The 16,362-nt window shown below is 62.9% G+C and carries 16 protein-coding genes; 5 read left to right on the top strand and 11 right to left on the bottom strand.

All coding sequences use genetic code 11. From position 1 onward, the window contains the following. Positions 1–31: 31 nt before the first annotated feature. The 9 genes from RUH75_RS05050 to RUH75_RS05010 all read right to left on the bottom strand — a co-directional run bounded on the left by RUH75_RS05050 (position 32) and on the right by RUH75_RS05010 (position 10,718). Positions 32–670 carry an outer membrane lipoprotein carrier protein LolA gene (locus RUH75_RS05050; RefSeq protein WP_313802804.1) on the bottom strand — a complete coding sequence of 213 codons (639 nt, stop codon included), beginning with the start codon at positions 668–670 and terminating at the stop codon, positions 32–34. A 606-nt stretch (positions 671–1,276) separates the two neighbouring features. Then, positions 1,277–3,601: an FtsK/SpoIIIE family DNA translocase gene (locus RUH75_RS05045; RefSeq protein WP_313802802.1), complete on the bottom strand. Its 2,325-nt coding sequence runs from the start codon at positions 3,599–3,601 to the stop codon at positions 1,277–1,279. A gap of 126 nt (positions 3,602–3,727) precedes the next feature. Beyond that, a complete protein-coding gene (locus tag RUH75_RS05040) occupies positions 3,728–4,219 on the bottom strand; it encodes a GNAT family N-acetyltransferase (RefSeq protein WP_313802800.1) in 492 nt (163 codons plus the stop codon). Between the two features lie 10 nt (positions 4,220–4,229). Then, positions 4,230–5,138 carry a DMT family transporter gene (locus RUH75_RS05035; protein ID WP_313802798.1) on the bottom strand — a complete coding sequence of 303 codons (909 nt, stop codon included), beginning with the start codon at positions 5,136–5,138 and terminating at the stop codon, positions 4,230–4,232. A 16-nt stretch (positions 5,139–5,154) separates the two neighbouring features. After that, complete coding sequence (gene ispG, locus RUH75_RS05030) at positions 5,155–6,315, bottom strand: flavodoxin-dependent (E)-4-hydroxy-3-methylbut-2-enyl-diphosphate synthase (RefSeq protein ID WP_313802796.1); 1,161 nt, start codon at positions 6,313–6,315, stop codon at positions 5,155–5,157. 51 nt (positions 6,316–6,366) lie between these two features. Next, a complete protein-coding gene (locus RUH75_RS05025; protein ID WP_313802794.1) occupies positions 6,367–7,674 on the bottom strand; it encodes an OmpP1/FadL family transporter in 1,308 nt (435 codons plus the stop codon). Between the two features lie 420 nt (positions 7,675–8,094). Next, positions 8,095–9,462 carry a phosphoglucomutase/phosphomannomutase PgmG gene (gene pgmG / locus RUH75_RS05020; protein ID WP_313802792.1) on the bottom strand — a complete coding sequence of 456 codons (1,368 nt, stop codon included), beginning with the start codon at positions 9,460–9,462 and terminating at the stop codon, positions 8,095–8,097. An 18-nt stretch (positions 9,463–9,480) separates the two neighbouring features. Next, complete coding sequence (locus tag RUH75_RS05015) at positions 9,481–9,912, bottom strand: molecular chaperone DnaJ (RefSeq protein WP_313802790.1); 432 nt, start codon at positions 9,910–9,912, stop codon at positions 9,481–9,483. Beyond that, entirely contained in the window at positions 9,912–10,718 is an 807-nt protein-coding gene (locus RUH75_RS05010; RefSeq protein WP_313802788.1) for a division plane positioning ATPase MipZ, read from the bottom strand. Before RUH75_RS05010 ends, RUH75_RS05015 begins: the two co-directional genes overlap by 1 nt. A gap of 110 nt (positions 10,719–10,828) precedes the next feature. On the opposite strand from RUH75_RS05010, the gene panC reads away from it, so the two are divergent. Continuing rightward, positions 10,829–11,674: a pantoate--beta-alanine ligase gene (panC, locus tag RUH75_RS05005; protein ID WP_313802786.1), complete on the top strand. Its 846-nt coding sequence runs from the start codon at positions 10,829–10,831 to the stop codon at positions 11,672–11,674. A gap of 36 nt (positions 11,675–11,710) precedes the next feature. Here panC and RUH75_RS05000 read toward each other — a convergent pair whose 3' ends face one another. Beyond that, positions 11,711–12,151, bottom strand: coding sequence for a CopD family protein (locus RUH75_RS05000; protein ID WP_313802784.1), 441 nt, complete (start codon positions 12,149–12,151; stop codon positions 11,711–11,713). Next, on the bottom strand, positions 12,151–13,215 hold the full coding sequence (hemE, locus tag RUH75_RS04995) for a uroporphyrinogen decarboxylase (protein WP_313802782.1): 1,065 nt from the start codon (positions 13,213–13,215) through the stop codon (positions 12,151–12,153). The genes RUH75_RS05000 and hemE overlap by 1 nt, the downstream gene beginning before the upstream one ends. 288 nt (positions 13,216–13,503) lie before the next feature. Here hemE and RUH75_RS04990 point away from each other — a divergent pair, with 288 nt between their 5' ends. The 4 genes from RUH75_RS04990 to coaE are packed head-to-tail and all read left to right on the top strand — an operon-like array spanning position 13,504 to position 16,339. Beyond that, positions 13,504–14,325 carry a pyruvate, water dikinase regulatory protein gene (locus tag RUH75_RS04990; RefSeq protein WP_313802780.1) on the top strand — a complete coding sequence of 274 codons (822 nt, stop codon included), beginning with the start codon at positions 13,504–13,506 and terminating at the stop codon, positions 14,323–14,325. Between the two features lie 3 nt (positions 14,326–14,328). Beyond that, positions 14,329–14,922: a nucleoside triphosphate pyrophosphatase gene (locus RUH75_RS04985; protein ID WP_313802778.1), complete on the top strand. Its 594-nt coding sequence runs from the start codon at positions 14,329–14,331 to the stop codon at positions 14,920–14,922. Next, positions 14,919–15,740, top strand: a complete 822-nt coding sequence (gene aroE / locus RUH75_RS04980) for a shikimate dehydrogenase (protein ID WP_313802777.1) — start codon at positions 14,919–14,921, stop codon at positions 15,738–15,740. Before RUH75_RS04985 ends, aroE begins: the two co-directional genes overlap by 4 nt. A 5-nt stretch (positions 15,741–15,745) precedes the next feature. After that, entirely contained in the window at positions 15,746–16,339 is a 594-nt protein-coding gene (gene coaE / locus RUH75_RS04975; protein ID WP_313802775.1) for a dephospho-CoA kinase, read from the top strand. Positions 16,340–16,362: the final 23 nt, after the last annotated feature.

The raw sequence follows: 16,362 nt of genomic DNA, 5'->3' as shown, positions 1-16,362 counted from the left end.
AGTTTTCGGGCCGTCGTTCCTTTGGCCCGGTTCAGCCGCCCGTCGCGCGCCCCTTTGGCCTGGGATCGACCCAGCGGAAGGCGGAATCGGCCACGGGGACGCCATAGCGTTGGTTGCTGAGCTTCACCGCCGTCCGGTTATTCTGCGAATCCAGCGCCACCCAGCCGTAAAGTTGCAAGCCTGCCGGACTAGCCGCATCCCGTTTGAAGATCATCGTGATGGTTCCATATTCGGGCCGCCGGGGATCACGCGCCTGCACGCTGAGAACCGTCGGATCACCGGTTTCGATCACCTTGCCGAATTTCGACAGATCCTTGGACGGATCGATCAGCGCGCCCAGCGGCGAATTGCCGATCGGCCAGCGCTGCACCTGGCGCACTTCATAGTCGATCATGGTGAGCGCCTTGCCGTCGCCAACGATCAACAGCGGCACGCCCTTCTGATATTGGAAGCGGATCTTTCCGGGCTGCTTGATGGTGAGCCTGCCGTTCAGCGTCTGGCCGTTGCGATCGGTCTGGGCGAAATCGGCCGTCATGGTGGTGACGGCACGGATATAGGCGTTGACGCGGGACAGGTCGGACTGGTCCGCCTGCGCCGCGGCAGGCGCCGTCGGCACCGCGAAAGGCACGGCCGCCAGCGTCAGGGCGAAGGACGCAAGGATGCGCTTCATGCAATCATCTCCGGTTGTTCAGGATGAGGAACCTGGTTCTTTGTCTTCCGTGATTTCCGAGCCGCCAGACGATTCCATCTGGCTCGAAATCACTCTAGGTGGCAGGGCTTGAACCCGCTGTGAACCCTCTCGTTCCTTAAGCACGACGGAATGGGCCGGGACGAGGGCGGCTTCATTACGATGCGCCCAAAATAGAAAAGGGGGAGAGCGACATATAGCCGCTCAATCCCCCTGTGCTTCCGCTTCGCCAGTGCCGGTCTTTCCGGCGGCCCCTCTCCCAAATTATTTTTTTGTGTCGCTGCGGTAAGCGGTCCCTGCTTAGCCGTGGCAATGACAAAAAAAAAGGCCGATCCGAAGACCAGCCCGAAAGTTTTTAGGAGAGGATGCCTGAAAGGCAGGTCCCTCTTCGGTCAAATCGCGTTTCGCTGCAAATGCGAACAAGGGGTTTACGATTGCAAGAAACGCAATCATGCCCGGAAATCAGGGATTTCCGAGAGGAAAGAACGGCATCCTTCCTCTTTTTCATCCGATCGGTTCCAGAAAAAACCCGTTTCAGAGCGCTATGGGCCGTGACTTTTTCGCATCAGGCCAAATGAATTTTTCAGCTCAAAGCGGGTTGCCATTCTCATCGCGCAACACTTCGCGGCGGCCGACATGGTTGGGCGGGCCGACCAGGCCCTGCTCCTCCATCTGCTCGATCAGGCGCGCGGCGCTATTGTAACCGATGCGGAGCTGGCGCTGGAGCCAGCTGGTCGAAGCCTTCTGATTTTCGAAGACAAGCTGGCAGGCCTTGCGGAACAGCTGGGCGTCCGGGCTGTCGTCGCCCAGATCGACGCCGTCGAGCGCGAAGCTGCCTTCTTCCGGTTCCTCGGTGACTGCGGCGATATAGTCGGGCTGGCCCTGCGCGCGCCAGTGATCGGCCACCACGCGCACTTCATCGTCCGACACGAAGGGGCCGTGGACGCGCATCAGGCCCTTGCCGCCATGCATGTAGAGCATGTCGCCCTTGCCCAGCAGCTGTTCGGCGCCCTGCTCGCCCAAAATGGTGCGGCTGTCGATCTTCGACGTGACGAAGAAACTGATGCGGGTCGGCAGGTTGGCCTTGATGACGCCGGTGATGACGTCGACCGAGGGACGCTGCGTCGCGAGGATCAGGTGGATGCCCGCCGCGCGCGCTTTCTGGGCCAGGCGCTGGATCAGGAATTCGACTTCCTTGCCCGCCGTCATCATCAGGTCGGCCAGCTCGTCCACCACCACCACGATCTGCGGCAGCGGTTGGAAATCCAGCTGCTCCTCCTCATAGATCGGCTTGCCGGTTTCGGGGTCGTAGCCGGTCTGGACGCGGCGGCCGAGCGGCTTGCCCTTGGCCTTGGCGGCGCGGACCTTCTCATTGTAATTGGCAAGGTTGCGGACGGAAATGGACGCCATCATGCGATAGCGATCCTCCATCTGCTCCACCGCCCATTTGAGCGCGCGGATCGCCTTGGCCGGCTCGGTCACGACCGGCGAGAGGAGATGCGGGATGTCGTCATAGGTCGACAGTTCCAGCATCTTCGGGTCGATCATAATCAGGCGCAACTGGTCCGGCGTCATGCGGTAGAGCAGCGACAGGATCATCGCGTTCAAGCCCACCGATTTGCCCGAACCGGTGGTGCCCGCGATCAGCAGATGCGGCATGGGGGCGAGATCGGCGATGATCGGTTCGCCAGAGATATTCTTGCCCAGGATGATCGGCAGCGTGGCTTCCTGCCCGAACTGCTCGCTGGTGATGAGTTCGCGGAAGGACACCCCTTCGCGGTTCGCATTAGGCAGTTCGATGCCGATCACCGTGCGCCCCGGAATCGTCGCGACGCGGGCCGAGAGCGCCGACATGTTGCGGGCGATATCGTCTGCCAGCGCGATCACGCGGCTCGCCTTGATGCCGGGCGCCGGTTCCAGTTCGTACATGGTGACGACCGGACCGGGTCGAACCTCCACGATATTGCCCTTCACATGGAAGTCGTCGAGCACGCTTTCCAGCAGGCGCGCATTGCGTTCCAGCGCGGCCTTGTCGATCTTGGCCGTCTGGCTCGCGGGAACCGGATTCAACAGGTCGGGTGACGGCAGCGAGCTGTTGCCGAACAGATCATCCTGCGACACCGGCGCCATGGAGCGCTGTACCGGCGCGGGCCTGGGCGTCTGGATGTTGATCGGCGGCTTGGGTTCATTCGTGACCGTCTTGCGCGGCGCCGCCACCCGTTCAGCGACACCGTCCTCTTCGTCAAGGGGATCGGCCACCGCCCCGCCACCCGGCAGGGCGAAGGCAGGCCTGGGCAGGCTGAGGCGCGGCAGCGAAGGCCGACGGAGCGCGATGATCGGCTTTTCCAGCGCCAGGCTACGATAGCAGAGGACAATGCCCGCGATCACCGCCAGCACGATCAATATGCCCGTGATCCAGCCCTGCGCGGCGGGGGCCTGCGCGGTCAGGCTCATGACGCCCCGCGCCGTCACCAATGCGACGATGCCGCCCCATCCTGCGGGCAGGCCGACCAGCGGATTGGTCTGGAAGAGCGCCAGAGCAATGCCCACCAGCACGATGCCCGCGAAGCATTTGCCGAACTGCGCCTTCCAGCCGCTCATGTCCTGATCGCCCCACAGGCGCCGCGCGGTGATCGCCATCAGCGGCAACACCAGCGCGACCGGCACCCCGAACAGCCAGAGCAGGAAATCAGCGATCCAGGCGCCGGGCGCCAGCATGATATTCTGCACCTGATCGCCCGCGACCGTGTTCATCGACGGGTCGCTCGGCTGATAGCTGAGCAGCGCCAAAGCCAGGAAAAGGGTGGCCAGGATCAACGCGATCGATCCGATCAGCGCGCCGCTGCGGATCAGGCTGCGTTTCAGCATTTCGCGCCATTCCGGCGTGCGCTTGGCTCCACGGCTGACAGCCATGCGTTCCTTGTCCCCCAAATGTTCCGTTCCGCACAATGCGCCGGGCAGGGAGTCGCCGTCAAGAGTCCGCCCCCTCGGCTCGTCCCATGCGGGTCCGTGACATTCCTTATGTCGATAGGCGGCGGGTCAGCGTACAGGATGCGCTGAAGCGAGGGCGCTAAGCGCTTCGCCGTCGACGCGCTGCACCGTCCAGTCGTCCATCGCCCGCGCGCCCAGCGACCGGTAAACGGCAATGGCTGGCTCGTTCCAGTCCAGCACCGACCATTCCAGCCGGGCGCAGCCGCGTTCCAGCGTCAGTCGGGCCAGATGCGACAGCAAGGCCTTGCCCGCCCCAAGGCCGCGCGCATCGGGAACGACGAACAGGTCTTCCAGATAAAGGCCCGGCCGGCCTTCAAAGGTCGAGAAATTGTGGAAGAAAAGGGCAAAGCCGATGGCCCTGCCTTCATGTTCCGCGATCAGTACCTCTGCCATGGGACGCGGACCGAAGAGATATTTCTCCAGACTCGCGCGGTCGGCCTTCACCTCGTGGGAGAGCTTTTCATAATCTGCCAGAGCTAGGATGAAGCCGTGGATCGCCCCGATGTCGGCAGGAACGGCCTCGCGGATGGTGACGGACATGCTTTTCCTTTCAGGCGACGGACGGTTCGACATGCGGCGGCCCGGCTGGCCGCGTTCGCGCCGCGATCAGACAGCCCGCCACGATCAGCCCCGCGCCCGCCACGGTGGTCAGGCTCAACCGGTCGCCAAAAGCCAGCCAGCCCATGATCGCCGCCCAGACGAAGGCGGTATATTCGACCGGAATCAGAAACTGCGCCTCCGCCCGTGCATAGGCCCAGGCGAGCGCTGCCAGCGAGGTGAAGGCAAGGATGGCCGCGAGCAGGATCAGCGCCCAGGACGGAGCCTTCGGCACGATCGGCATCCATTGCGCGACACCGGCAAAAAGCGTGAACAGGCCAAGCATCACGATATGTTGGAAGAAAGCGACTTCAATGGGCGAGGCGACCTGCGCCTGTTGCCGCTGGAGGATGAGATTCCATGCGAACAGCACGGCGGAAATCAGCACCGCGCCCGCGCCAAGCATCGCATTCACATCATAATCGCCCCGCATCCGCCCCGCCAGAATGACCCCGACGCCGACCAGCCCGAGCAGCGATGCGCCGATCGCCTGCCGCCCGATCCGTTCCTTGAGCAACAGCGCGGCAAGATAGAGCGCGACCAGCGGCGCGATGAAGGAGAGCGCAATGGCTTCGGCCAGCGGCAGCCGCATGATCGCCCAGAAGAACAGGCTTGCCATCACCGCGACAACCGCGCCACGCAGCAGATGCAGCCGCAGCACCGACCGCCCGGGCCAGCGCTGGCGCGTGACCAGCATCAGGATCAGGCCCAGCACGGTCCCCGTCACGGCGCGCCAGAACAGCGCTTCGAACAGGCCGATGGACAGGCTCAAGCCCTTCATCGCGGCATCCATCACCGAAAACAGCGCGACGCCGAGGCAGCAGACCACGAAGGGCAGGGCAATGGAGCGGGGCGCGGTCATGGAAAAGGAAAGCGGCTTATTCCGCCGCTTCCGCCTTGCCCGCGTCGGTGGTTTCATCCTCCAGCCTGGCGGCTTCGATCTCCGCCGCCCTGGCCTCCACCAGTTGAACGATATGGTCGATCATGCCTTCGTCCTGAATCGTGTGATCGGTGAGTCCGGAAAGATAGACCATATGCTTGCCCGCGCCGCCGCCGGTCAGGCCGATATCGGTTTCGCGCGCTTCGCCCGGGCCGTTCACCACGCAGCCCAGAACGGACAGGGACAGCGGCGTGTGGATATGCTGAAGCCGTTCCTCCAGCGCCTGCACCGTGCGGATCACATCAAAGCCCTGACGCGCGCAGCTGGGGCAGGAGATGACCTTCACCCCGCGCGTGCGGATGCCGAGCGACTTCAATATCTCGTAGCCGACGCGCACTTCCTCTTCGGGTTCGGCGGAGAGCGAAACCCTGATGGTGTCTCCGATCCCGGCCCAAAGCAGGTTGCCAATGCCGATGGCGCTCTTCACCGTCCCGCCGATCAGGCCGCCGGCCTCAGTAATGCCAAGATGGAGAGGGCAATCGACCGCTTCGGCCAATTGCATATAGGCGGCGACGGCGAGGAAGACGTCGCTTGCCTTCACCGCCACCTTATAGTCGTGGAAATCCTGATCCTGAAGCAGCTTGATATGATCGAGCGCGCTTTCGACCAACGCTTCGGGACAGGGCTCGCCATATTTTTCGAGCAGGTCCTTTTCGAGGCTGCCCGCATTGACGCCGATGCGGATCGAACAACCGTTGGCCTTGGCCGCATCGACCACTTCCTTCACGCGCGCTTCGCTGCCGATATTGCCGGGATTGATGCGCAGGCAGGCGGCGCCCGCATCGGCGGCTTCCAGCGCGCGCTTATAGTGGAAATGAATGTCCGCGACGATCGGCACGCGGGCGGCGCGGACGATCTGCCTGAGCGCGGCGGTCGACGCTTCGTCGGGGCAGGAAACGCGGATGATGTCGACGCCCACTTCCTCGCAGCGGCGGATTTGGTCGATCGTCGCCTTGACGTCATCGGTCGGCGTGTTGGTCATCGTCTGTACCGTGACAGGGGCGCCGCCGCCCACGGGGACATTGCCGACCATGATCTGGCGGCTTTGGCGACGGGCGATATCGCGCCAGGGACGCAGGCCGGGATTATGGTCGGACATGAAAAAGGGGCTCCGTGATGATGGAGCCCCTATAGGGATTTATGAGGTGATTTAGAAGCGCGCCGTCAGCGATGCGCCGATCTGATCCGCATTGCCGCTGGTCTGTGACAGGGTGGTCGCCGTCACCGTGGCGGGCGAGGGGTAGTAGCTGTCGGGACGGATGATGTTCGCCTTTTCCACGAAATTATGGGCATAGCTGAGATTCAGCGCGAAGGCGGACGAGATATTCCAGGTCGCGCCTGCCGACAGCCAGACGCGATCCCCATCGGGCACGCGCGTTGTCAGATGCTGCGGATTGGTGGGCGAACGATCGAACATCGTGCCCGCACGAAGGGTCAATGCCGGGCTGACATCCACTTCGCCGCCCAGGCTGACGCTGTAGCTGTCCTTGTAATCCAGTTCCTTGTTGGTGGTGGAGCCAACGGCCGTGGTGATGGCGATGCCCTTGAATTTAGACCAGTTATACCAGCGGGCGCTGATCATCGCGCGCAGCCTGGGCGTCAGGCGGTGCATGAAACCGACCGTCGCGATATCGGGCAGGTCGAGCGGCGCGGTCGCGTTCACCGTCCCATTGGGGTTGACGGGAAACCCGATCAGCCCGGAAATCGTCTGGGTTCCGGTCAGACGATGCCGGATGCCCGAACGGTAGGAAACACCGACATTGGTATCGCCATTGGTGTAGAACAGCCCCGCATTCCAGCCGACGGTCCAGTCGTCGCCCTTCACCCGGGCAAGGCCGTCGGTCGGGATCAGCGGCGAAAGCTGGGGCAGGGCGTTGGTCAGCGTGACCTTCACATATTGCACGTCGACGCCCCCGCCGATCGAGAAATTCCCGTTCAGCTTATAAGCGGCGCTGGGCTGGATATTATAGGTTTTGAGGTTGGTGTAGAGCGAGTCATAGCGGCCGAAAAAGCCGTCGTCATAATCCAGCTTCAATCCGAACGGGGCATTGACGCCCAGTCCCAGCCACAGCCGATCCGTGACCTGCGCCGTGGCATAGAAGCTGGGAACGGGAATGACCTTCTCAAACGGATTGCCGCCCGAATTGCCGGCGACCGGCACCCGGACGCCGGGCAAGGTGGGCACGGTGCGGGTGGTGCCGCGATTGGCCTGATGAGCGGAGGCCATCAACGCGATGCCGCCCACCGACGTCTGGACGCCGGACAATTCCGTCATGGCCGCCGGGTTGAAATAGATAGTGGATGGATCGTCCGCCGCAGCGCCCGCGCCAGCCAGTGCCCGGCCGGTTTCCTTGGGCGATTGTTCCTGCAGGTAGAAGCCGCCGGCCAAGGCCGGAACAGGCGCCGCCAACACGCCCGACAGCAGCAAACTGGTAAAAATGGGGCGGCGCAAGGGCATGATGTTTCCTCTCCTGAACTGACTATCGGCAAATGGCTCTCGCCAGAGAATGCTCCCCTGTAGGCCATGCCCTTATAAGCAATATGGTTAATTTATCGTTCGAAAAGCCTTAATTTTCGCCGGTTAGGCCCACTCGCGAAGCGGCAGGCGCAGGGACGCTACGGCAGGAAGCAAAAAGAGCGCCCTGCAAGAGTTAAAAAAAAGCCGCCCCGAAGGACGGCTTGAAAGTTTTAGGAGAGGATGCCTGAAAGGCCCGTTCCTTTTGCGGCGCAGCGGCTTTTTCCGCAAATGCGAAAAACTGATGCCTGATTGCGTTTTATGCAATCGTTACGACTTAGGTAGCTTTCCGTAACGGAAAGGACGCCGCATTTTCTGGGAACGGTATCATTTTTCCCGTCAAGTTTTTCACCAATTGGTACATCAGGGCCGAATCAGCCCCGAATCAGCAAGCTGCGAATCCATATCCGCGATCAGCCGCGCCAAACCCTGCACCTCCCTCGCTTCGGCCCTGACCACCAGCGCGTCCTGGGTGTTGGACGCCCGCAACAGCCACCAGCCATCGGCCGTGCTAACCCGCAGGCCGTCGGTTTCATCGATCGTCGCGCCGGCGGCCAGCAGGCGGGCGCGAACCTCTTCCACCACCGCGAATTTGCGACTCTCTTCAACCGGGAAACGGATTTCCGGCGTGTTGGCCATGGCCGGCATCTCGTCGCGCAGGGCTGTCACGCTGCGGCCAAGCCGCGTCAGGCCGCGAATCAGGCGCACGGCGGCGTAAAGCCCGTCATCGAATCCATAATAATCATCGGCGAAAAAAATATGGCCGGTCATTTCGCCACCCAGCGGGGCGCCAATTGCCTTCATTCTGGACTTGATGAGGCTGTGGCCCGTCTTCCACATCAATGGCCGGCCGCCCAGCGCCGCGACGCGATCGAATAGCGCCTGACTGGCCTTCACATCCGCGACGATCGTGGCGTTCGGGCAGTCTTTCAACACCAGCTCGGCAAAGATTCCCAGCAGCTGGTCGCCACGGATGACCCGCCCCTTGCCGTCGATCACCCCGATCCGGTCGCCATCGCCGTCGAAAGCCACTCCGAAATCGAGCTTCTTCGAAAGGACAAGCGCGCGCAGGTCCTCCAGATTCGCGTCGATAGTGGGATCGGGGTGATGATGGGGAAAATTTCCGTCTATCTGGGTGAACAGTCTATGATGCTCACCTGGCAGCAGCTTGACGAGCTTGTCCACCACCGGACCGGCAGCGCCATTGCCTGCGTCCCAGCCGATGCGCCACGCGGCGCCGTCAAAACCTTCGGCCAGGCGGGCGGCATAGCGGTCCATGATGGCGATGCCTGTCGCCTTGCCGGCCCCTTCGGTCCAGTCCCCCGCCGCCGCCATATCGCCCAGTTGCGCGATATCCTCGCCAAAAAACGCGCCATGTTGCAGCACCAGCTTGAAGCCGTTGTGATCGGGGGGATTATGGCTGCCGGTTATCTGAATGCCGCCGTCCACATCGAGCACCGCTTCGGCATAATAGAGCATGGGCGTCGGGCCGATGCCGATGCGGACGGCATCGATGCCCGAATCCTGAAGGCCCTTCACGACCGCCTGTTCCAGCACAGGGGAACTCAGGCGCCCGTCATAGCCGACCGCGACCCTTGATCCGCCGGAACGCCGCATGATGGTGCCGAAACTGCGGCCGACCGCATAGCCGTCCGCCTCTCCCAAAGTCCGTCCGACCACACCGCGAATGTCATATTCGCGCAGGAGCGTGGGATGAAAGCAATGGGCCATGGCATCCTCTCCTCATCATCAGGGGCGGTGGGCGGCTTCCTTGATCAGCAGGTCGCGAGCGGCATTGATCTGGGCTGCCAGGGCTTCAGTACCACCCCTGTCGGGATGAACCGAAGCGATCAGGCGGCGATGCGCCGCGCGGATGGCGAGGGCGTCCGCATCCGGCCCGACGCCCAGCAGTTTTCGCGCGTCGATCACTGCCTGGGGGGAGGTCGCCTGCGGCACCGGCTTGCTGCTCCTTTTGCTGCCCGGCTGGCTTTTCGTGAAGAAAAACAGCGTGGCGCCCACCAGCAAGGGCGCGCCGATCAACGGCTTGCCCTTTGCCGCCATGACCGCGCCGACCAGAGCCGCGCCCAGCGCCATGCCATCCTTTGCACTCATGCGTTGCAGTCGTCCCGTCCAGATGAGCCAGCCCGCCAAACCGATCAAAAGCAGGGCAAACAGACCCATCAGGCCGCGCCGAGCATATCCAGTGGCGCGATTTCATCGCGGGCAGGAAGGGCAAGGCCCGATACCATCTCGCGCAGTTCCTGCCGCGCGGCGATGTGGCTGACGCCCAGTTCACCCAGATGCCCCTTGTCGAGCAGGGTCAGGCCCGAGGGAAACAGCTCACGGAAGATCACGCGCTCCGACAGGCCCGGAATCACGCGGAATCCGACGCGGCGGGACAGTTCCGTCAAGGCGTCGCCCACGCGTTTCTTGTTGCGAGCATCGTGATGCTGGACGCGGTTGCGCAGCACGACCCAGTCGATGGTGACGCCATCGGCCTTGGCGCGGGTCTTGCGCGCCTCGAAAATCAGTTCGGAATAGAAGGAGAGCCGCTTCACCTTGAAGGTTTCCGCATCCACCTGACCGATCAGATCGAAATCGACGAAACTGTCGTTCATCGGCGTCACCAGCGTGTTGGCGCGGGCGGCCATGTGGCGGGCATAATCATCATCGCGGCCGGGCGTGTCGATGACCAGAAAATCCTTGCCCTCGGCCACGTGCGCCGCCTGTTCCTCCAGCGCTTCGACGCTGTCGCCCTTGAACACGGCGAAATCCGGAGTCGGCAGGTCGATGCCGCGACGGCGCGCGGTGTCGGCGCGGTTTTCCATATAGCGGGTGATGGTGCGCTGGCGTGGATCAAGGTCGATCATGCCCACCCGATGACCCAGGACCGTGAGCGCGATGGCCGTGTGCACGGCGGTCGTCGACTTGCCGGTTCCGCCCTTTTCATTGGCGAAGACGATGTGGTGCGTTTGGGCGTTCGCCATCGGACCTTGATAACCCCGTTGATTGTCGCAATGAATATTGACCGTTCGGCGCGGCCATGCCTTAGCAGGATCGACCCCTTGTTGATGCCCTTATCGGAGCCCCTCGTAACGTGCAAACCCTCCGTGACCTCCCTTCGCTCCGCGCCGTTGTCGACGCGCTGAAAAGCGACGGAAAACCGTTGGCCCTGGTGCCCACCATGGGCGCGCTGCATGATGGCCACATGGCGCTGGTCGAGGAAGCGCGCCGCCATGCCGGACATGTGGCGGTGTCGATCTTCGTCAATCCGCGGCAATTCGGGGTCAATGAGGATCTGGACGCCTATCCCCGGCGCGAGGCCAAGGACGCGCAGATGTTGCAGGCGGCCGGAGTCGATATCCTCTGGGCGCCGACGGTCGATGTCATGTATCCGGCGGGCTATGCCACCAATATCTCCCTCTCCGGCGTGACCGAGGGGCTGGACGGCGCGGCGCGGCCGGGACATTTCGACGGCGTGGCGACGGTGGTGACCAAGCTGTTCAATCAGGTCCGGCCGGATGTCGCGCTGTTCGGCGAGAAGGATTATCAACAGCTCGCCGTGATCCGGCAGATGGTGCGGGATCTGGACGTCCCGATCGAGATCGTCGGCGTGCCGACCCAGCGGGCGGAGGATGGTTTGGCGCTGTCCTCGCGCAACGCCTATCTGACCGAGGAGGAGCGCAAGGATGCGCTGGCGCTTCCCCGCGCGCTGGGCGAAGCGGCGCGGCAGATGGAGAAAGGCACGACCGTCGAGGCTGCCATTGCCAAGGCGATCGCCATGCTGGCGGCCCATGGCTTCGACCCGATCGATTATGTGACGCTGTGCGACGCGGTCACGTTGGAACCGATGTCAGCGCTGGATCGCCCCGCAAGGCTGCTGGGCGCGGCGAAACTTGGGAAGACGAGGTTGATCGACAATATCCCGGTCGATCCGGCGTAAATCCTCATCCCGGCTTTCGCGGGGATGACGGAGTGGTCAAAACGGCTTTACGATCACCGCAACGACAATGATGGCGGCAACGGCGCCGGGAATCTCGTTGAGCAGGCGCAGCTGTTTTTCCGTCAGCGGGCGCTGCCCCCTGGCGAGCTTCTTCGCATAACCGGCGATCCAGCCATGATAGCCCGACAGGCCCAGCACGAAGAGCAGCTTCAGGTGGAACCAGCCGAAATGCCAGGCGCCGATCTCCACCATCAGCATCAGGCCGAAGACCCAGACGAGAGTCAGCGAAGGATTGAGGATGATCTTGAGCAGCCGACGTTCACGGTCGATCCATTTTCTGTCTTCATCCGACCCCACGGCGCATTGCTGGTGATAGACGAAGAAGCGCGGTATCATGAACAGGCCCGCCATCAAGAAGATGACGAAGATGACATGCGCGGCTTTGACCCACAAATAGGCTGCTCCCAGATAAGGCATCAAGCCCGCTCCTGCCGCCGGACATAACCAATCAACGCCTCGACATGATCAATCGGCGTGTCCGGGAGAATCCCGTGGCCGAGGTTGAAGATATGCGGCCGCCGGGCAAAGGCGGCGCGGATATTATCGACAGCCTCTTCCACCGCCCTGCCCCCCGCGATCAACGCCAGCGGGTCGAGATTGCCCTGCACTGGCAGACCCTGCGGTAACACCCGATCGGCCCAGTGCGGATCGACCGTTTCATCGACGCCGACGGCATCGACCCCGGTGCCGACGGCATAATCGGCCAGTTTCGCGCCCGCGCCCTTGGGAAAGCCGATGACGGGGATATGGGGATGGACGGCCTTCAGCTTCTCCACGATCCGCTTGTTGGGCTCAATCACCCAGCGCTCGAACTCCAGCGGGGCAAGGCTGCCCGCCCAGCTGTCGAAAAGCTGCACCGCCTCGACCCCGGCCTCGATCTGGCCGCAAAGATAGACCACCGTTGCATCGACGATCGCATCGATGATCGCGCCGAAGCGTTCAGGTTGCTGATAGGCAAGGCGACGGGCCGCACCCTGATCCTTGCTGCCCTGTCCAGCGACCATATAGGTGGCGATGGTCCAGGGGCTGCCTGCAAAGCCCAGGAAGGCCACCTGGCTGTCGAGCGCGGCCCTGACCTGCCGGACTGTCTCATAGACCGCCTCATAGCGGCTAAAATCGGGTTTCAGGGCATCAAGGTTCGTCTCGGACAGGATCGGCGCCAGGCGCGGGCCTTCCCCGGCCTCGAACCAGAGGTCCTGACCCATGGCATAGGGCACGATCAATATGTCGGAAAACAGGATCGCCCCGTCGAAGCCGAAACGCCGCAAGGGCTGGAGAGTCACCTCCGCTGCCGCCGCGCTGTCATAGACCAGTTCGAGGAATCCCCCCTTTTCCGCCCGCAATGCGCGATATTCGGGCAGGTAACGGCCCGCCTGGCGCATGAGCCACATGGGAGGCACAGCAGGACGCGCACCTTTCAGGACCGAAAGCAGCGGCTTGGCGGATGGCCCGTTCGAAAGGCCGGCATCAGGTCCCGTCATATACTCTCTTATATTTAGATTCTAAAAAGATAGTGCAGGTTGTTGGGCGCTTGGTAGCGGGGTTTATGCGCTGTACCCGGATTTGCCAACAACTTGACTCTTTCGAGGTAGCGATTCCGGTCCGAGTCAATGCGCTTATCCACACTATCCACAGGCTGTTGAGGGAAATTTGCGTCTGTTGGCCGGCTGTGGACAAGATTGCCGGAATCGAGGAGTGGGATAAGTGCCTGATTTTCCCCGCAACCTATCCCTTGCTTTATCCACAGGCTCCCCACAGAGATATTCCGCATGTCGCGCATTCATCTCCATCTCCTATCGGACTCCACCGGCGAAACGTTGGAAAACATCGCCAAGGCGGCGATCGGGGCGTTCGAAAATGTGGAGGCGGTGCGCCATTTCTGGCCGATGGTGCGCTCCGATGTCCATCTCGACCGGATCATGGAGGAAATTGCCGCCAATCCGGGCCTGGTGCTGTTCACCCTGTCCAACCATCAGTTGCGCCGGCGGCTGGAGACGCGGTGCAGGGCGCTCGGCCTGCCGCATGTCGCGGCGCTCGACAGCGTGACCGACGCGCTGTCCAATATATTGGGGCAGGAAACGCGCAACCGGCCGGGGCGCAAGCATATTCTCGACGAAGCCTATTTCGCGCGGATCGAGGCGATCCAGTTCACCATCGCCCATGATGACGGCGTCGGGCATGAAAATTGGGAGGAGGCCGATATCGTGCTGGCGGGCGTGTCGCGCGCGTCCAAGACGCCGACGTCGATCTATCTCGCCAATCGGGGCTACAAGACCGCCAATATTCCGCTGGTGATCCAATCGCCGCCGCCGCGCAGCCTTTATTCGCTCAAGCATCCGATGGTGGTAGGGCTGACGGTCAGTCCGGAGCGGCTGGTGCAGATCCGGCGCAACCGGCTGCTGTCGCTCAATCAGGCGCCGGAAACCAGCTATGTCGACATCGAAAAGGTGCAGGAGGAACTGGCCTTCGCCCGGCGCATGTTTGCCGATAATGGCTGGCCGGTTATCGACATGACCCGACGATCGATCGAGGAAGCGGCGGCGGCCATCATCAACCTGTTCAACGACCGCGTGCTGGCGGAAGGGGTCTGAATCATGATCATTCTGGCATCGCAAAGCGCCAGCCGTCGGGCGCTGCTGAGCGCGGCCGGCGTGCCGTTCGAGGCGCTGTCACCTGGCGTGGACGAGGAAGCGGCCAAGGACGCCCTGCGCGCCGATGGCCTGGATGCGCGCCAGCTGGCCGATGCGCTGGCGGAACTGAAGGCGCTCCGCGTTTCACGGCGGGTGCCGGGCGGGCTGGTGTTGGGTTGTGACCAGACTCTCAGCCTTGACGACGGCACGATGATCGACAAGGCGGTCGACCGCGCCGATGCGGAGCGCATATTGAGACTGCTTTCCGGCCGGGCGCATCATCTGCACAGCGCTGCGGTGATCGCACTCAATGGGGAGGCGATCTGGCGGCATATCGAGCGGGTGCGGATGACGGTGCGGTCCTTATCGGACGCCTTCATCTCCTCCTATCTCGATGGTGATTGGGATGAATGCCGCTGGTGCGTCGGCTGTTACCGGATCGAGGGCCCGGGGGCGCAGCTTTTTTCAAAGATCGAGGGCAGTCAATTCGCGATTCAGGGTCTGCCGCTGCTGCCTTTGCTTGACTTTCTGCGCGTCCGGGGCGTTCTGGCGGCATGACCGACAAGCTGCCTTATGCCGAAGTGATCGGCGATCCCATCGAACATAGCAAATCGCCGTTGATTCATAATTTCTGGCTCGACTGCCTGGGAATAGAGGCGGAATACAAGAAGACGCATGTGACGCCGGAGGGGCTGCCGGCCTATTTCCTTGCGCGCCGGGCCGATCCGGATTGGCTGGGTTGCAATGTCACCATTCCGCACAAGATCGCGGTGATGGACTATACCGATGATCCAGGCGGGGTGCGGACAAGGATCGGGGCGATGAACACCATCGCCAGCGAAACCGGGGGGCCGCTGATCGGCACCAACACCGATGCGGGCGGCTTCCTCCAGCCGCTGTTGCGGGACAGGTGGAAGGGGCAAAGCGCGGTGCTGGTCGGCGCGGGCGGTGCGGCGCGGGCGATCCTGTTCGCGCTCATCAGCCTTGGCGTGCCGGATATCACCATCATGGCGCGCGATGCCGGCAAGGGGCAGGCATTGCTCGACCGTGCCGGAGTGAAAGGCAGGGTGATCGGCATGACGGACGCGCTTCCTGCCGCCGACCTGCTGGTCAACAGCAGTTCGCTGGGCATGATGGGGCAGCCGGTGCTGGACATCGATCTGACGCCGCTGGCTGATGAGGCGACCGTCTATGATGTCGTCTATGCGCCGCTGGAGACGGGTCTGCTGAACGCTGCCCGGAAAAGAGGCCTCAGGACTCTGGACGGGCTGGAAATGCTGATCGGGCAGGCGGCGCTGGCTTTCGACATATTTTTCGATGCCGAGGCGCCGCGCGATCGGGATGAGGAATTGCGCGCGCTGCTGCTCGGCGCCTGACGCGCATGAAGATCTACGGCCTTACCGGTTCCATTGGCATGGGCAAGTCCGCCGTCGCCGCCATGTTGCGGCGCGAAGGCGTCCCGCTGTTCGATGCCGATGCCGAAGTGCACCGCCTGCAGGGGCCAGGGGGGGCGCTCCTTCCCGCGATAGAGGCCCGCTTTCCGGGGACCACCGGCCCACAGGGCGTCGACCGGATGAAGCTGGGCGCGGCCGTCTTCGGCCATCCGCAGGAGCTCAAGGCACTGGAAAATATCGTCCATCCCGCCGTGCACGCGGCACGAGCGGAATTCCTGCGTCGGAATCGCTCCCGCGCCTTCGTGGTGCTGGATATTCCGCTGCTGTTCGAGGGACGCGGGGAACGCAGGCTGGACGGGGTCATCGTCGTCAGCGCCCCAGCCTGGAAGCAACGCAAGCGGGTGCTGGCGCGGCCACGCATGACGGCGGCGAAATTCCGTCAGATCGTCCGTCTGCAAGTGCCCGATGCTGAAAAGCGGCGACGGGCGGACCATATCATCCATACGGGCACGACTTTCGCCGAGACACGTTTGCAGGTTCGCCGTCTGGTCGCTTGCCTTGGCGCGAAGACAGGCCGATAAGAGGGGGTCGGCGGCACTGGTCG

The sequence above is a fragment of the Sphingobium sp. genome (assembly GCF_032153725.1).
Lineage (GTDB): Bacteria > Pseudomonadota > Alphaproteobacteria > Sphingomonadales > Sphingomonadaceae > Sphingobium.
The sequence above is the reverse complement of the archived record's forward strand: the minus strand, read 5'-3'. Positions and strand labels throughout refer to the sequence as shown.

What these genes read in the sequence shown, in the direction of transcription:
- RUH75_RS05050 (WP_313802804.1), bottom strand. Translation starts at nt 670, where the DNA reads ATGAAGCGCATCCTTGCGTCCTTCGCCCTGACGCTGGCGGCCGTGCCT.
- RUH75_RS05045 (WP_313802802.1), bottom strand. Translation starts at nt 3,601, where the DNA reads ATGGCTGTCAGCCGTGGAGCCAAGCGCACGCCGGAATGGCGCGAAATG.
- RUH75_RS05040 (WP_313802800.1), bottom strand. Translation starts at nt 4,219, where the DNA reads ATGTCCGTCACCATCCGCGAGGCCGTTCCTGCCGACATCGGGGCGATC.
- RUH75_RS05035 (WP_313802798.1), bottom strand. Translation starts at nt 5,138, where the DNA reads ATGACCGCGCCCCGCTCCATTGCCCTGCCCTTCGTGGTCTGCTGCCTC.
- ispG (WP_313802796.1), bottom strand. Translation starts at nt 6,315, where the DNA reads ATGTCCGACCATAATCCCGGCCTGCGTCCCTGGCGCGATATCGCCCGT.
- RUH75_RS05025 (WP_313802794.1), bottom strand. Translation starts at nt 7,674, where the DNA reads ATGCCCTTGCGCCGCCCCATTTTTACCAGTTTGCTGCTGTCGGGCGTG.
- pgmG (WP_313802792.1), bottom strand. Translation starts at nt 9,462, where the DNA reads ATGGCCCATTGCTTTCATCCCACGCTCCTGCGCGAATATGACATTCGC.
- RUH75_RS05015 (WP_313802790.1), bottom strand. Translation starts at nt 9,912, where the DNA reads ATGGGTCTGTTTGCCCTGCTTTTGATCGGTTTGGCGGGCTGGCTCATC.
- RUH75_RS05010 (WP_313802788.1), bottom strand. Translation starts at nt 10,718, where the DNA reads ATGGCGAACGCCCAAACGCACCACATCGTCTTCGCCAATGAAAAGGGC.
- RUH75_RS05000 (WP_313802784.1), bottom strand. Translation starts at nt 12,151, where the DNA reads ATGCCTTATCTGGGAGCAGCCTATTTGTGGGTCAAAGCCGCGCATGTC.
- hemE (WP_313802782.1), bottom strand. Translation starts at nt 13,215, where the DNA reads ATGACGGGACCTGATGCCGGCCTTTCGAACGGGCCATCCGCCAAGCCG.
- RUH75_RS04990 (WP_313802780.1), top strand. Translation starts at nt 13,504, where the DNA reads ATGTCGCGCATTCATCTCCATCTCCTATCGGACTCCACCGGCGAAACG.
- RUH75_RS04985 (WP_313802778.1), top strand. Translation starts at nt 14,329, where the DNA reads ATGATCATTCTGGCATCGCAAAGCGCCAGCCGTCGGGCGCTGCTGAGC.
- aroE (WP_313802777.1), top strand. Translation starts at nt 14,919, where the DNA reads ATGACCGACAAGCTGCCTTATGCCGAAGTGATCGGCGATCCCATCGAA.
- coaE (WP_313802775.1), top strand. Translation starts at nt 15,746, where the DNA reads ATGAAGATCTACGGCCTTACCGGTTCCATTGGCATGGGCAAGTCCGCC.